The organism is Meinhardsimonia xiamenensis (assembly GCF_900102905.1).
GTDB lineage: Bacteria > Pseudomonadota > Alphaproteobacteria > Rhodobacterales > Rhodobacteraceae > Meinhardsimonia > Meinhardsimonia xiamenensis.
In genome coordinates this window covers 108230-122853 of record NZ_FNFV01000006.1, presented here as the reverse complement: position 1 = coordinate 122853, position 14624 = coordinate 108230, and the positions used below count along the sequence as shown (strand labels likewise).

The 14624-nt window shown below is 67.7% G+C and carries 12 protein-coding genes; 8 read left to right on the top strand and 4 right to left on the bottom strand.

Features of this window, described 5'->3' with window-relative positions:
* The 8 genes from BLQ14_RS13055 to BLQ14_RS13020 all read left to right on the top strand — a co-directional run.
* A partial coding sequence (locus BLQ14_RS13055; RefSeq protein ID WP_143004497.1) for an integrase core domain-containing protein occupies nt 1–425 on the top strand: 425 nt, incomplete at its 5' end.
* A gap of 117 nt (nt 426–542) precedes the next feature.
* Nucleotides 543–1214 carry a TRAP transporter small permease subunit gene (locus BLQ14_RS13050; RefSeq protein ID WP_092501011.1) on the top strand — a complete coding sequence of 224 codons (672 nt, stop codon included), beginning with the start codon at nt 543–545 and terminating at the stop codon, nt 1212–1214.
* Nucleotides 1211–2533: a TRAP transporter large permease gene (locus tag BLQ14_RS13045; RefSeq protein ID WP_092501010.1), complete on the top strand. Its 1323-nt coding sequence runs from the start codon at nt 1211–1213 to the stop codon at nt 2531–2533. Before BLQ14_RS13050 ends, BLQ14_RS13045 begins: the two co-directional genes overlap by 4 nt.
* 75 nt (nt 2534–2608) lie before the next feature.
* The gene (locus BLQ14_RS13040) at nt 2609–3640 is read left to right on the top strand and encodes a TRAP transporter substrate-binding protein (protein ID WP_092501009.1); all 1032 of its coding nucleotides are present in this window, start codon (nt 2609–2611) and stop codon (nt 3638–3640) included.
* A gap of 111 nt (nt 3641–3751) precedes the next feature.
* A complete protein-coding gene (locus tag BLQ14_RS13035) occupies nt 3752–5122 on the top strand; it encodes a glutamine synthetase family protein (RefSeq protein WP_092501008.1) in 1371 nt (456 codons plus the stop codon).
* A 31-nt stretch (nt 5123–5153) separates the two neighbouring features.
* Complete coding sequence (locus tag BLQ14_RS13030) at nt 5154–6536, top strand: aldehyde dehydrogenase family protein (protein ID WP_092501007.1); 1383 nt, start codon at nt 5154–5156, stop codon at nt 6534–6536.
* Nucleotides 6537–6658: 122 nt separating this feature from the next.
* The gene (locus tag BLQ14_RS13025; protein ID WP_092501006.1) at nt 6659–7321 is read left to right on the top strand and encodes a hypothetical protein; all 663 of its coding nucleotides are present in this window, start codon (nt 6659–6661) and stop codon (nt 7319–7321) included.
* Nucleotides 7322–7346: 25 nt separating this feature from the next.
* Nucleotides 7347–8492, top strand: a complete 1146-nt coding sequence (locus BLQ14_RS13020) for an iron-containing alcohol dehydrogenase (protein ID WP_092501005.1) — start codon at nt 7347–7349, stop codon at nt 8490–8492.
* Between the two features lie 89 nt (nt 8493–8581).
* Here BLQ14_RS13020 and BLQ14_RS13015 read toward each other — a convergent pair whose 3' ends face one another.
* The 4 genes from BLQ14_RS13015 to BLQ14_RS13000 are packed head-to-tail and all read right to left on the bottom strand — an operon-like array spanning nt 8582 to nt 14528.
* Complete coding sequence (locus BLQ14_RS13015; RefSeq protein ID WP_092501004.1) at nt 8582–10132, bottom strand: trimethylamine methyltransferase family protein; 1551 nt, start codon at nt 10130–10132, stop codon at nt 8582–8584.
* Between the two features lie 2 nt (nt 10133–10134).
* On the bottom strand, nt 10135–12582 hold the full coding sequence (locus BLQ14_RS13010) for a GcvT family protein (RefSeq protein WP_092501003.1): 2448 nt from the start codon (nt 12580–12582) through the stop codon (nt 10135–10137).
* 3 nt (nt 12583–12585) lie between these two features.
* Nucleotides 12586–13467 (bottom strand): homocysteine S-methyltransferase family protein, encoded by an 882-nt coding sequence (locus BLQ14_RS13005; protein WP_092501002.1) that lies wholly within the window; start codon nt 13465–13467, stop codon nt 12586–12588.
* On the bottom strand, nt 13464–14528 hold the full coding sequence (locus BLQ14_RS13000; RefSeq protein WP_092501019.1) for an alcohol dehydrogenase family protein: 1065 nt from the start codon (nt 14526–14528) through the stop codon (nt 13464–13466). The genes BLQ14_RS13005 and BLQ14_RS13000 overlap by 4 nt, the downstream gene beginning before the upstream one ends.
* Nucleotides 14529–14624: the final 96 nt, after the last annotated feature.

Here is a 14624-nt window from a genome sequence, read left to right as displayed (position 1 = left end):
CCGGCGACCGGATCACGCGGGAGTTGGACGCGCTGGTGCGGCTCTATGGCAGGCCCGAGAGCATCGTGACCGACAATGGCACCGAGTTCACCAGCAAGGCCGTCCTGAAGTGGGCCAAGGACAACGGCGTCGAGTGGCATTGCATCGACCCGGGCAAGCCGCAGCAGAACGCCTTCATCGAGAGCTTCAACGGCAGCCTGCGCGACGAATGCCTCAATGAGGAAATCTTCGACAGCCTGGTCGACGCCCGACGGACCCTGGCCCCTTGGCGCTACGACTACAACAACGTCAGGCCGCATTCCTCGCTCGGCGGGATGACCCCATCCGACGCGCGCCGGGCGCTTGAGCAATCTGAGGGCTCCGCGCCCGGCGCGCTTGCCCACGCCCAAAGCGACCACTATCAACCCCAAGGACTCTCGTTATGAACGAGGGACGACCGGGGGGCAGGTCAGGGGCAGCGACGATGTCGCCGGGTGTACCGCGCCTTCCCTCACCAAGGTGCTATTGACAAGTGGCCCTTTCGTCGCGCCAAATCCCGCGCGATGCCCCGGATCATCGTTGCATATGTACGTGCCGTCGAGTCGCTCAACTACCGCATCGGCCGGGCGACGATGTATCTGATCTTCGTGATGATCGCGGTACTGATGTGGTCCTCGATCTCGAAGGTCGCCTTCCTGCCCGCGCACTGGACGCTGGAGACCGCGCAGTTCCTGATGGTCGCCTATTACATCCTCGGCGGGCCCTACTCGATCCAGATGGGCACGAATGTGCGCATGGACCTCATCTATGGCGGCTGGAGCGCGCGCCGCAAGGCGATGGTGGACGCCTTCATGGTGTTCTTCCTTCTGTTCTACCTCGCGGTGCTGCTCTATGGCGCCATCGGCTCGACGGCCTATTCGCTGGGCTACTGGGGCACCGAGCCCTTCGCCTTCTTCCGCGATCTCGCCATGGCCTTTCTGAGCGGCGGGCCGGAGGCGGCCGGAGAGGTGATCGGGCGGCTCGAGCGCTCCTCCACCGCCTGGCGGCCCTACATGTGGCCGATCAAGGTGGTGATGGTGATCGGCATCTTCCTGATGCTGCTGCAGGCCACGGCCGAATTCTTCAAGGATCTCGCCCGCATGCGCGGGCTCGAGATCGGGCGCGGCGCGCGGGCCGAGGTGATTCGCGCGCCCGGCAAGGACCCCGCCAAGGACAGCGACAGGAGCACGGCATGAGCCACGAGGCGATCGCGGTCATCATGTTCTCGGCGATGATGCTGCTGTTGATGACCGGCCAGCGGGTCTTTGCCGCGATCGGCGCGGTGGCGGCGGCGGGGGCGGTTTTCCTCTACGGCACCGGCGGCGTCGACATCCCCTTCTCGGCGGCGATGAAGCTGATGAAGTGGTATCCGCTCCTGACGCTGCCGATGTTCATCTTCATGGGCTATGTGCTCAGCGAAAGCCGGATCGCCGATGATCTCTACCGCATGTTCCATGTGTGGATGGGACCAGTGCCCGGCGGGCTGGCCATCGGCACCATCGGGCTGATGGTACTGATCTCGGCAATGAACGGGCTGTCGGTCGCCGGCATGGCCATAGGCGCGACCATCGCTTTGCCCGAACTGCTGCGTCGCGGCTACGACAAGCTTATGGTCACAGGGGTGATCCAGGCCGGATCGAGCCTCGGGATTCTGGTGCCACCCTCGGTGGTGCTGGTGCTCTATGCCATGATCGCCCGCCAGCCGGTCGGGCAGCTGTGGCTTGCCGGCGTGCTACCGGGGCTGATGATGGCCGCTCTCTTCATCATATACATCGGCATCCGCTGCCGCCTGCAGCCGCATCTGGGTCCGGTCCTGCCCGCCGAGGAGCGCGACGTGCCGCTGGCCGAAAAGCTCCGGCTCCTGCGCGCGGGCATCCTGCCACTGGCGATCTTCGGGGCGATGATGGTGCCCTTCATCAATGGCTGGACCTCCCTCGTGGAAAGCTCGGCGATCGGGGCGATGACGGCATTCCTCGCTGCAGTGCTGAAAGGCAGGATGACGCGGGAGGTGTTCGAGACCTCGGTGCGCAACACGCTCGGCGTCACCTGCATGTTCATGTGGATCATCCTCGCCGCCCTCGGCTTCGGCGCGGTGTTCGACGGGCTCGGCGCGGTGAAGGCGATCGAGAACCTGTTTGTGGGCCAGTGGGGGCTCGACCCCTGGACGATCCTGATCCTGATGCAGCTGAGCTTCCTGCTTATGGGCACTTTCCTGGACGACACCGCGATGCTGGTGATCGTGGCGCCACTCTATGTGCCGCTTGTCCATCAGCTGGGGTTCGACCTGATCTGGTATGGCGTGCTCTATACCATCACCACCCAGATCGCCTACATGACGCCGCCCTTCGGCTACAACCTGTTCCTGATGCGGGCAATGGCGCCGCCGGAGATTTCGCTCGGCGACATCTACCGCTCCATCTTTCCGTTCGTCGGCGTGATGGTCATGGCTCTGGCGCTGGTGATGATCTTTCCTGAAATCGCGCTGTGGCTGCCCGAATACGTCTACAACAAGTGAGATCAGCGCTCAGAAGCCGCGGTCCACGCGGCCGGAGACAAGACAGAGGCGAGCAGACAAAAGGAGGTGAAGACCATGACGACAAGACGCAACTTCATTGCCGGTGCGGCCGCCGCCGCGCCCGCGACTCTCGCCGCGCCGGCCATCGCGCAATCGACCATCCGCTGGCGCATGCAGACCTATGCCGGCCCGGCGCTTGCCGAGCATGTGATCAAGCCGCATATCGAGATGTTCAACAAGATCGCCGGTGACCGCATGCAGATCGAGCTCTTCTTCGCCGATCAGCTGGTGCCCACGGGCGAGCTCTTCCGCGCCATGCAGCGCGGCACCATCGACGCGGTGCAGTCGGACGACGATTCGATGGCCTCGCCGACCGAGGTGACGGTGTTCGGCGGCTACTTCCCCTTCGCGCTGCGCTACTCGCTCGACGTGCCGGTGCTGTTCAATCAGTACGGGCTGAAGGAGATCTGGGAGGAGGAATACGCCAAGGTCGGCGTCAAGCACATCTCCGCCGGCTCGTGGGATCCCTGCCACTTCGCCACGAAGGAGCCGATCAACAGCCTTGCCGACCTGCAGGGCAAGCGCATCTTCACCTTCCCCACCGCCGGGCGCTTCCTCAGCCGCTTCGGCGTGGTGCCGGTGACCCTGCCTTGGGAGGATGTCGAGGTGGCGTTGCAGACCGGCGAACTTGACGGCATCGCCTGGTCGGGGATCACCGAGGATTACACCGTCGGCTGGGCGGATGTGACCAACTACTTCCTCACCAACAACATCTCCGGCGCCTGGATCGGGCATTTCTTCGCCAACATGGAGCGCTGGAACGAGCTGCCCGACGACCTCAAGACGCTGTTCCAGGTCTGCGCCGATGCCTCGCACTACTACCGCCAGTGGTGGTACTGGGGCGGCGAGGCGGCGCTGCGCGTCAATGGCGACAAGCTCAAGCTCACCACCATCCCGGCCGAGGAGTGGGCGCAGGTGGAGGCCGAGGCGAAGAAGTTCTGGGACGAGATCGCCGCCGAATCGGAGGTCAAGGCACGCGTCGTGGCCAAGATCCGCGAGTACAACGAGGTAATGGAGAAGGCTGGCCCGCCCTACCGCTACAGCTGAGGCGCCCCGCGCTGCGGGGGTCTCCGCGCCTCAGGACGACAGGACCGGCCCCGCTGCGGGCCGGTCCCGACCGACACCAGGTGACAGCCACGAGACGAGGGACAAGGCGCGATGCCGGGACTGCTGACACTGAAGGAACTGAGCGGGCTGGCCGAAGCCGGCGAGATCGACACCGTCATCATGGCCCAGGTGGACATGCAGGGCCGGCTGATGGGCAAGCGCTTCCATGTCGCGCACTTTCTGGAATCCGCCCATGAGGAGACGCATTCCTGCAACTATCTCCTCACCGTCGACATGGAGATGGAACCGGTGCCCGGCTACAAGACCGCGAGCTGGGAGAAGGGCTACGGCGATTACATGATGAAGCCCGACCTTTCCACCTTGCGGCGTCTGCCCTGGGCCGAGGGCACGGCGCTTGTGCTGTGCGACATCCTCGACCACCACGGCGAGGCGGAGATCGCCGTCTCCCCCCGCGCCATCCTCAAGCGCCAGCTCGCCCGGCTCGCCGAGCGGCGCATGACGGCGATGATGGCCTCGGAGCTCGAGTTCTACCTCTTCAGCCACAGCTTCGAGGAGGCGCATGCCCGCGGCTATCGCGGCCTGACGCCGGCGAGCGCCTACAACGAGGACTACCACATCTTCCAGACCGCCAAGGAGGAAGGGGTGATGCGCGCCATCCGCAACGGGCTTTATGGCGCCGGCATCCCGGTGGAGAACTCCAAGGGCGAGGCCTGGGCCGGGCAGGAAGAGATCAACGTGCGCTATGCTGGCGCTCTGACGGCGGCCGACAACCACGTCATCACCAAGCACGGCGTGAAGGAGATCGCCTGGGCCCACGGCCATGCCGTCACCTTCATGGCCAAGTATGACACCGCGGCGGCGGGCTCGTCCTGCCACATCCACCAGTCGCTCTGGTCGGCCGATGGCGCCACGCCCATCTTCTACGACCCGGACGCCGAGCACGGCATGTCCGAGACCATGCGCCACTACGTCGCCGGGCTGCTCGCCCATGCCGCCGAGGTGACGCTGTTCCTTGCGCCTTACGTCAACAGCTACAAGCGCTATGTGGCCGGCACCTTCGCCCCCACCCGCATGGTCTGGTCACGCGACAACCGCACCGCCGGTTTCCGCGTCGTCGGCGAGGGCACGAAGGCGGTGCGCGTCGAGAACCGCATCGGTGGCGCCGATCTCAACCCCTATCTCGCCTTCGCCGCGCAGATCGCCGCCGGGATCAAGGGCATCGACGAGAAGATGGCGCTCGAGCCCGAGTTCCGGGGCGATGCCTATCAGGCCCGCCGCGCCCGCGTCATCCCCCGCACCCTGCGCGATGCCGCCCGCGCGGCAAAACGCTCGGCCATGCTGCGCGAGGCCTTCGGCGAGGAGGTGGTGGAGCATTATGTGCACGCCGCGGAATGGGAGATTTCCGAGGCCGACCGCGTGGTGACCGACTGGGATCTCGCGCGCGGCTTCGAGCGGGCCTGAGCCGGCAAGACCAGAAACGAAAGAACCCCCGATGACAAAGACGCTCAAGTGCATCTCCCCCGTCGACGGCTCGGTCTATGCCGAGCGCCCCGTGGCAAGCCTCGAGGAGGCGCGCGAGGCCGTTGCCCGCGCCCGTGCCGCGCAAGAGGACTGGGCCGCGCGCCCGCTCTCCGAGCGCGTGGCGCTGGTGCGCGCGGGCGTGGCCGCGCTTGGCGCCATGGGCCGGGAGATGGTCGAGGAGCTGGCCTGGATGATGGGCCGGCCCGTCCGCTACGGCGGCGAGTTTCGCGGCGTGGAGGAGCGCGCAAGCTACATGGCCGAAATCGCCGAAGCGGCCCTCGCGCCCGAGGTCATCGAGGAGTCGGAGGCCTTCCACCGCTTCATCGCCCGCGAGCCGCTCGGGGTCGTCTTCGTCATCGCGCCCTGGAACTATCCCTATCTCACCGCGATCAACACCGTCGCGCCCGGCCTGATCGCCGGCAATGCGGTGATCATCAAGCACGCCACCCAGACGCTTCTGGCCGGCGAGCGCATGGTGCGCGCCTTCACCTCGGCGGGCGTGCCGGCCGATGTGTTCCAGAACCTCTTTCTCGATCACGAGACCACCGAGGCGCTGATTGCGGCGAAATCCTTCGACTTCGTCAACTTCACCGGCTCGGTGAAGGGCGGGCAGGCGATCGAGCGCGCCGCCGCGGGCACCTTCACGCCGCTCGGGCTCGAGCTTGGCGGCAAGGATCCCGGTTACGTGATGGAGGATGCCGATCTCGACGCCGCCGTCGAGACTCTGATGGACGGGGCGATGTTCAACTCCGGCCAGTGCTGCTGCGGCATCGAACGCATCTATGTCGCCCGCCCCCTCTTCGACGCCTTCGTGGAAAAGTCGGTGGAACTTGTGCGCGGCATGAGGCTCGGCAACCCGCTCGACCCCGAGACCACCATCGGCCCGATGGCCAACATCCGCTTCGCCCGCCTCGTGCGTGAGCAGATCAATGAGGCGATCGCCGCCGGCGCGCGCGCCCATCTCGAGCCCTTCGAGGGCGATGACGGCGGCTGCTACCTCAGCCCGCAGATCCTGACGAATGTCGATCACTCCATGCGCGTGATGCGGGAGGAAAGCTTCGGCCCGGTCGTCGGCATCATGGCGGTCGATGACGACGAGGAGGCCATCGGCCTCATGAACGACAGCGACTACGGGCTCACCGCCTCGCTCTGGACGGCCGATCCCGAGCGCGCGCGGGCCATCGGCGCGCGGATCGAGACGGGCACCGTCTTCATGAACCGCTGCGACTATCTCGACCCTGCCCTGTGCTGGACCGGCTGCAAGAACACCGGCCGCGGGGCGGCGCTCTCGCGGCTGGGGTATCTGTCGCTGACGCGGCCCAGGTCCTACCATCTCAGAAAGCGCCTGGCATGACCCTCTTGGCGGTGCCGGCGCCGATCCCCATTTCTCCTGCAAAACGGTTTCGTGTCATTTCCGGTCACGACCGCGCGGACCGGCACCGAGGCGCCGGCCCGCCGCGAAGAGGAGGAATGACGATGAGCGAGAAGGCATTCGCAACCTACAGCGTACGGGAGGTCGCGGCCGTCTTCCGCGACGTCACCGCACTCGAGCAGGCCGTCGAACGGCTGACACAGGAAGGCTTCGCCGACGGCGACTTCAACATCATGGCCACCGACGAGACGGTGCGCGAGAAGCTGAAGGATCACCTCGAGCCCGTCGAGGTGCTCGCCGACGATCCGCACACGCCGCGCCGCGCCTTCGTGCCGCGCCCCTCCCGCAAGCTTGCCGAGGCGGCTGTGGTGGGCGCGCCGATGTTCATCCTCGGCGCGGCGGGAGCGCTTGGTGTGGTGGCCACGGGGGGCGCGGCGGCGCTGGCGCTCGCCGCGGCAGCGGCGGGCGGCACGCTTGGCGCGGGACTCGGGGCCACGCTTGCGGCCGTGCTCGAGACGCTGCACGCCCAGGAACTTGCGCGCGCCATGGAGGCGGGCGGCGTCGTGCTCTGGGTGCGCACGGCTGACGATCAGGCAGAAAACACCGCCATCCGCGTTCTGAAGGCGTGTGGAGGCGAGCATGTGCACGCCCATGTCATCGAGCGCACATGGGGGCCTGAGGACATCCCGCTTTCCGACTTCAACCCCGACCCCTTCCTCGAGCCTGATCCAGAACCGAAGGCGGCCGAAGGCGGCAAGGCACACTGACAGAACAGATGACGAGGGACAGCCCATGCAACTGACCGCCAACTGGTCCTACCCCACGACGATCCGCTTCGGAGCGGGACGCATCAGAGAGATAGGCGAGGCCTGCGCGGCGGCCGGCATCCGCCGGCCGCTTCTCGTCACCGACCGCGGGCTTGCAGCGCTGCCGCTGACCGCGCGCGTGCTCGACCTCATGGAAGAAGCGGGGCTCGGCCGCGCGCTCTTCGCCGAGGTCGACCCGAACCCGACCGAGAAGAACCTTGCCGCCGGCATTGCCGCCTTCAACGAGGGCGGCCATGACGGGGTGATCGCCATGGGCGGCGGCTCGGGGCTCGATCTGGGCAAGGCCATCGCCTTCATGTGCCGCCAGACGCGGCCCGTCTGGGATTTCGAGGACGTGGGTGACTGGTGGACGCGCGCCGATGCCGATGCCATCGCGCCAAGCGTCGCCGTGCCCACCACCGCGGGCACCGGTTCGGAGGTGGGCCGCGCCTCGGTCATCACCAATTCCGAGACCCACGAGAAGAAGATCATCTTCCACCCGAAGATCCTCCCCGCCCAGGTCATCGCCGACCCCGAGCTGACGGTGGGCATGCCGCCCGCCATCACCGCCGGCACCGGCATGGACGCGATGGCCCATTGCGTCGAGGCCTATTCCTCGCCCTTCTTCCACCCCATGAGCCAGGGCATCGCGCTCGAAGGCATGCGGCTCGTGCACGAATATCTGCCGCGCGCCTACGAGAATGGCGAGGACATCGAGGCACGCGCGCAGATGATGGCCGCTGCGGCCATGGGCGCGGTCGCCTTCCAGAAGGGGCTTGGCGCGGTGCACGCCATCTCGCATCCGGTGGGCGCAATCTTCAACACCCACCACGGCACCACCAACGCGGTGGTCATGCCGGCCGTGCTGCGCATGAACCGCCCGGCGATCGAGGAGCGCATCGCCCGCGCCGCCGCCTATCTCGGCCTCAGCGGCGGCTTTGACGGCTTTCTCGCCATGATCGAGGGGCTCAATGCCCGGCTCGGCATCCCCCCGCGCCTGCGCGATCTTGGCGTCACGCCCGATCGCATCGACGAGATGGTGGAGATGGCGCTGCGCGACCCTTCGGCGGGCGGCAACCCCGTGCCGATGACGCCCGAGAACACCCGCGCGCTCTTCGAGGCGGTGATCTGAGAAGCCCTCAAGCTCCCATCATCCTGGGCGAAATACCCTGGGGGTGAATGCGCGGCCACGCGCAGAGGGGGCAACGCCCCCTCCCCCTCTCACACCCTGATGTTCCAGCGCGCGCGAATCTGCCGGTCGAGATCGGGCGGGATGAGCGACTGCGCCTGAGCGAGGATCGCCTCCTTGCGCGCGCGGGCCTGCTCCAGAAGCTGCGGCCGCCCGGCCTCCTCCCATTCCTTGGGGCTCATCCGGTTGCCGATGCGCGGATAGACATATTCCCGCTGCATCAGCCGCAGCGTCTGCTCGGCGCCCAGATAATGCCCCGGCCCCTCGAGACAGACCTGCCGCATCACCTCGATCGACACCGCCTCGTCGGTCACGTCGATGCCGCGCACCGCGCGGATGCACTGGCCGAGGATGTCATCGCCCAGAACGAGGCTCTCGAGGCAGAAACCGAGGAGCGAGGCGTGCATCCCCACCGCCTCGTAGACCATGTTGAGCCCGGCCAACCCGGCCATGACATTGGTGATCCCCTGCTCCCAGCCGGCCTGCATGTCCGGCAGCTTGGAGTCCGAAATGCCCGCCGCCGCGCCACCCGGCAGACCGTAGAAATGGTGCATCTGCGCGCAACCGGCCGTCAAAAGCGCCTGCTCGGCCGAGCCGCCCGACATCGCGCCGGTGCGCAGGTCCGACACGAAGGGCCATGTACCGAACACCGCCGGGTGGCCCGGCGCGATGGTGTTGACATAAACGACGCCGGCAAGGCACTCGGCCACCGCCTGCACGATCGCCGTGGCGATCGGTGCGGGCGCCGTCGCCCCCGCCTGCCCGGCCGAGAGCAACAGCACCGGCATGCCGGCGCGGATGCAGTGCTCCATGGCGATGCAGGAGTCGGTGGCGAACTTCATCGGCGGCACGACGAAGCAGTTGGAGTTGGAGATGAAGGGCCGCGCCCGCCATGCCTCCTCGCCGCCCGCGATCAGGTGGATGAGCTCCATGCAGCCGGCCACATGTGAGGGGTCGGAAAAGGAGGTGCCGATGTGCTTCTTCGTGCCCGCGACGCAGGCGTAGATGGTGTTGAGATCCATCTCGAAATTGTCGGCGATGTCGCGGGCCACCATCGGGCGCTGGAAGAAATGGACGTTGTCGAGATGCTCGGCGAGGCGCGCGGCGTCAAAGAGGTCGCGCGCCGTCGACTCGCGGTAGTCGCCGGTGAAGGGATCGACGACATGCACCGCCGCACCCGCCGTGCCGTAGTGCACCCGCGTTCCCGACAGGAACAGATCATGCCTGGGATCGCGGCCATGCAGCGTGATGTCGCGCGCAGCAATGGCCAGCATGTCCTCCACCAGCGCGCGCGGAAAGCGCAGCCGCCCGTCATCGCCAAGGACGGCGCCCGCCGCGCACATCGCCTCGATGCCCGAGAGGGGGGCGTCGGCAAGCCCGATCACCTCGAGCGCCTGCAGCGCCGCCTCGTGGATCCGCTGCACATCCCCCTCGGTGAGCGGCCTGTAGCGCCCGCCCTCCATGCCCGGCCGGATGGGCCGGATTTCCTCGGCAAGCGGCGCGGCCCGCGCCGCCACCCGTGCGGCGCGCCCGCCCGCCCGGCGCGTGCGCGGACTAGGCGAGGCGGGTGTCTCGGGGGTCATGGTCACATCCGCACCCTTTCGGCTTTCGGGTCATACATCGGCCTCAGGCTGGCCACGGCCGGCACCCGCGTGCCCGCGATCTCGATCTCGTAGCTCGAGGCCAGCACCTCCTCGGCGCTCTCGCCTTCGCAGGGCACATAGCCCATGCCGATCGCACCGCCGAGGAAATGGCCGTAATTGGCCGAGGTGATGTAGGAGACGATCTCGCCATCCCTGACCAGCGCCTCGTTGTGAAACAGCATCGGCTCGGGATCGGTCAGGCGGAACTGCACCATCCGCCGCTTCAGCCCCTCCTCGCGCTTTCTGAGCACCGCCTCGCGGCCGATGAACTCGCCCTTGTCGGGCTTCACCGCAAAGCCGAGCCCGGCCTCGAGCACATGATCCTCGTCGGAGATGTCATGGCCGAAATGGCGGAAGGCCTTCTCGATGCGGCAGCTGTCCATCGCGTGGAGCCCGCAGAGCTTCAGCCCCATGTCGGCGCCCGCCTCCATGATTGCCTCGAAGGCCTGCGCAGCCTGCTCGGTGGAGATGTAGAGCTCCCAGCCAAGCTCGCCGACGTAGGAGACGCGGTGCGCGCGCGCGAGCCCCATCCCCAGCTCGATCTCGCGGGCGAGGCCGAAGGGATGCGCCTCGTTGGTGAGGTCATCAGGACTCACCCGCGCCATCAACTCGCGCGATTTCGGCCCCATCACGCAGAGCACGGCTTCGGAGGCGGTCACATCGGTGATGACGACGAACTCGTCCTCGTGCAGATGCCGCCTGAGCCAGCTGAGATCGCGGATGACGGTGGCCGCGGGCACCACGAGAAGGAAGGCCGTCTCGGAGAGCCGCGTGACGGTCAGATCGCTCTCGATCCCGCCGCGCCAGTTGAGCATCTGGGTGTAGACGATGCGCCCCGGCGCCACATCCACGTCATTCGCGCAGAGCCTTTGCAGGAACGCACACGCGTCCCGCCCCTCGACGCGGATCTTGCCGAAGCTCGACATGTCATAGAGGCCGACGCCCTCGCGCAGCGCCATGTGCTCGGCGCGCTGATTGTCGAACCAGTTCTGCCTGCCCCAGTCATAGCGGTATTCGCGCTCCTGACCCGGATTTGCGAACCAGTTGGCCCGCTCCCACCCCGCCGTCTCGCCGAAGACGGCGCCTGCGGCCTTGAGATGCTCGTGGAGGGGCGAGCGGCGCACGCCGCGGGCGGTGACCGGCTGGCGGTAGGGCCAGTGATCGGCGTAGAGAAGCCCCAGCGTCTCTGTCACCCGCTCGCGCAGGTACCGGCGGTTGCGCTGGAAGGGCTGGGCGCGGCGGATGTCCACCTCCCACAGATCGAAGGGCGGCTCGCCCTCCTCGAGCCAGTGGGCAAGCGCCATGCCGGTGCCGCCGGCGGACTGGATGCCCACCGAGTTGAAGCCCGCCGCCACCCAGTAGCCCCTGAGTTCCGGCGCCTCGCCGAGATAGTAGCGGTCGTCGGGGGTGAAGCTCTCAGGCCCGTTGAAGAAGGTGTGAATGCCTGCCGACTGAAAGAGCGGCACCCGGCTCATCGCCTTCTCGAGGATCGGCTCGAAATGCTCGAAATCCTCCGGCAGGCTGTCGAAGCAGAAATCTTCGGGGATGCCCTCCATCCCCCAGGGCTTGGCGCGGGGCTCGAAGGCGCCAAGCATCATCTTGCCCGCGTCCTCCTTGTAATAGGCGCATTCGTCGGGAACGCGCAGAACCGGAAGCTGGCCAAGCCCCGCGATCGGCTCGGTGACGAGGTAGAAGTGCTCGCAGGCATGCAGGGGCAGCGTCACGCCCGAGGCGGCGGCAAGATCGCGCCCCCACATGCCGCCGCAGTTGATGACGATGTCGGTGGCGATGTGGCCGGTCTCCTCGCCCATCTGCCAGTCAACGCCGGTGACGCGCCGGCCGTCATCGGTGACGCGGGTGACCTTGGCGCCTTCCACCACCGTCGCCCCGTTCATCCGCGCCCCCTTGGCCGTGGCCATGGCGATGTTGGCCGGGTCGGCCTGACCGTCCTTCGGCAGATGCACCGCCGCGACCACGTCCTCGACATTGAGGTGCGGATACATCTCCTTTGCCTCGGAAGGGCTTATCTCATGAACCTCGACCCCGAAGGCGCGCGCCATGGTGGCCTGGCGCAGGATCTCCTGCCGGCGGTCCTCGGTGAGGGCGACGGTGATCGAGCCGTTCTGGCGCATGCCGGTGGCAACGCCCGTCTCCGCCTCGAGCCCGACGTAGAGATCGGCGGAATACTTGGCGAGCCGGGTCATGTTCTGGGTCGCGCGAAGCTGGCCGATGAGGCCCGCGGCATGCCATGTGGTCCCGCAGGTGAGCTGCTTTCGCTCCAGAAGCACGATGTCCGACCAGCCGAGCCTGGCGAGGTGATAGGCCGCCGAGCAGCCCGAGACGCCGCCGCCGATGATGACGGCCCGCGCATGGGTGGGGATGGTGGCCATGGCTCAGCTCCTTCCCAATCGCCGCGCGAGATGGGCGATATGCTCAGGCCCCACCTCGCAGCAGCCGCCGACGATGCTGGCGCCCTGTTCGAGCCAGCCGAGCGCGTGCTCGGCATAGGCCTCGGGGGTCAGGTCTTCCCGCGCCGAGAGCGCCTCGACCGTGGGCGAGGGTTTCAGGAAATCGGCCGAGATGTGCGTGAAGCCGTTGGCATAGGCGCCGAAGGGCAGGCCCGCCTCGGCGATGATCTCGAGCGCGGCCGCCATCACCTCGGGCGGCGAGCAGTTGACGAGCACCGCTTGGGGGGTGAGCTCCTCCAGAAGCGGCAGCACGTCGGCCAGCGGCTCGCCCGAGCGCAGCCGCGCGCCGTCCCGGTCATCGACCGAGAGCGACAGCCACACCGGCTTGCCGAGCCCGAGCGCGCCCATCAGCGCACCGCGCGCCTGATCGACCGAACACATGGTCTCGGCGATCCAGAGATCGACGAAGGGCGCCTGAATCGCGCAGATCTCGGCATAGACCTCGGCCGCCTCATCCGCGGGCGGCGCCAGATCGGGACGGTAGGAAGCACCGATCGGCCCGAGCGAGCCGGCCACCCTGCCTCGCCCGTGGGCATCGCGCGCCTCCAGCGCAAGCCGGCAGGCTGTCTCGTGCAGCTCCTCGAAACGATGCTCAAGCCCGGCGCGCGCCAGCCGGTCGCGCAGCACGGCATAGGTGTTGGCCGTGGCGATCTCGGCGCCGGCGGCGAAATAGGCCTCATGCACCTCGCGCACCACCTCGGGCTTCTCGAGCATCACCTGGGTAGACCACAATGGCGTGGGCCTCTCGCCCGAGCGGCGGACGATCTCCTGCCCGAGCCCGCCATCGAGAAGTGTCACGTCAGTCATGTTGCGTCTCCGGGGATGAGCACGAGCTTTCCGGGGTAGCGCTTGGCCTCGAAATCGGCCTGTGCGGTGTGGATCTCGTGCAGGGGATAGGTTTTCGACACCAGGGGGCGGACGGCGCCCGCGTTCATCACATCGACGAGCCGGGCGAAGACCTGCCAAGGCTGGAAGGTAGAGCCGTGGAGCGTGAGGTCATCGAGGTAGACGTCGCGCAGATCGGCGGTCACGAGCGGCCCCGCGATCGCGCCGGAGGCGGCATAGTGGCCGCCGGGGCGCAGGGCGCGCAGAAGCTCACCCCAGCGCGGGCCGCCGAGCACATCGATCACCTTGTGAAAGGCGCGCTCCGGCAGGCGATCGTCGCGGCCGATGACCTCAACCGCGCCGGCCTCCTTCACCGCGCCGGCCTTGGCGGCGGCGGCGACGCCGGTGACATGCGCGCCGCGCAGGCGCGCCAGCTGCACCGCCGCCATGCCCACACCCCCCGAAGCGCCGGTGACCAGCACGCGCTCGGCAGGTTGCACATTGGCGCGGGTGAGAAGCCCCTCGGCGGTGCCATAGGCGCAGGGCATGGCACCAAGCTCGATGTCGGAGAGCGGCGAGGCGGTGACGTCATAGAGGTCGTCCTCGCGCATCAGGCAGTATTCGGCAAAGGCCCCGTCGATCTCCGAGCCGATGACGATGAAGTTGAGCGGATTGTCCGGCCGGGGCCGCGGCAGGCAGTTGGGCGAGACCACCCGTGCGCCGAGGGCGAGCCGGTCCGCCCCCTCCCCCTTCGCCACCACGTAACCGCACAGATCGCCGCCCTGGATGCGCGGAAACCGCATCGCCCCGGCCCAGCCCCCGGCCTCGACCGCCGCGCCCTCGGCCTCATTGGTGGAGGTCGTGACCTCGCGCGCATACCAACCGATGCGGGTGTTGATGTCGGTGTTGTTGACGCCGGCCGCCGCGACCTTCACGAGCACCTCGCCCGGCCCCGGCTCGGGAACGGGGACGTCCTCCCGCCAGACGAGCTTTTCGGGCCCTCCATGGCCAGTGAGAAGGACGGCCTTCATTGTCTTCGGGATGGAACTCACTCGCCAACCTCCGCCCGGGCGTCAGCCCGGGCATGCGCCCGCCCGCCCCCAAGGCGGGCGCATTCTGCACCCGCCCGGGCGGCCGCA

Bases quoted from the DNA above. Each gene is read 5' to 3' on its own strand.
- BLQ14_RS13035 (WP_092501008.1), top strand. From the start codon at position 3,752: ATGCCGGGACTGCTGACACTGAAGGAACTGAGCGGGCTGGCCGAAGCC.
- BLQ14_RS13020 (WP_092501005.1), top strand. From the start codon at position 7,347: ATGCAACTGACCGCCAACTGGTCCTACCCCACGACGATCCGCTTCGGA.
- BLQ14_RS13025 (WP_092501006.1), top strand. From the start codon at position 6,659: ATGAGCGAGAAGGCATTCGCAACCTACAGCGTACGGGAGGTCGCGGCC.
- BLQ14_RS13010 (WP_092501003.1), bottom strand. From the start codon at position 12,582: ATGGCCACCATCCCCACCCATGCGCGGGCCGTCATCATCGGCGGCGGC.
- BLQ14_RS13040 (WP_092501009.1), top strand. From the start codon at position 2,609: ATGACGACAAGACGCAACTTCATTGCCGGTGCGGCCGCCGCCGCGCCC.
- BLQ14_RS13050 (WP_092501011.1), top strand. From the start codon at position 543: ATGCCCCGGATCATCGTTGCATATGTACGTGCCGTCGAGTCGCTCAAC.
- BLQ14_RS13015 (WP_092501004.1), bottom strand. From the start codon at position 10,132: ATGACCCCCGAGACACCCGCCTCGCCTAGTCCGCGCACGCGCCGGGCG.
- BLQ14_RS13005 (WP_092501002.1), bottom strand. From the start codon at position 13,467: ATGACTGACGTGACACTTCTCGATGGCGGGCTCGGGCAGGAGATCGTC.
- BLQ14_RS13030 (WP_092501007.1), top strand. From the start codon at position 5,154: ATGACAAAGACGCTCAAGTGCATCTCCCCCGTCGACGGCTCGGTCTAT.
- BLQ14_RS13045 (WP_092501010.1), top strand. From the start codon at position 1,211: ATGAGCCACGAGGCGATCGCGGTCATCATGTTCTCGGCGATGATGCTG.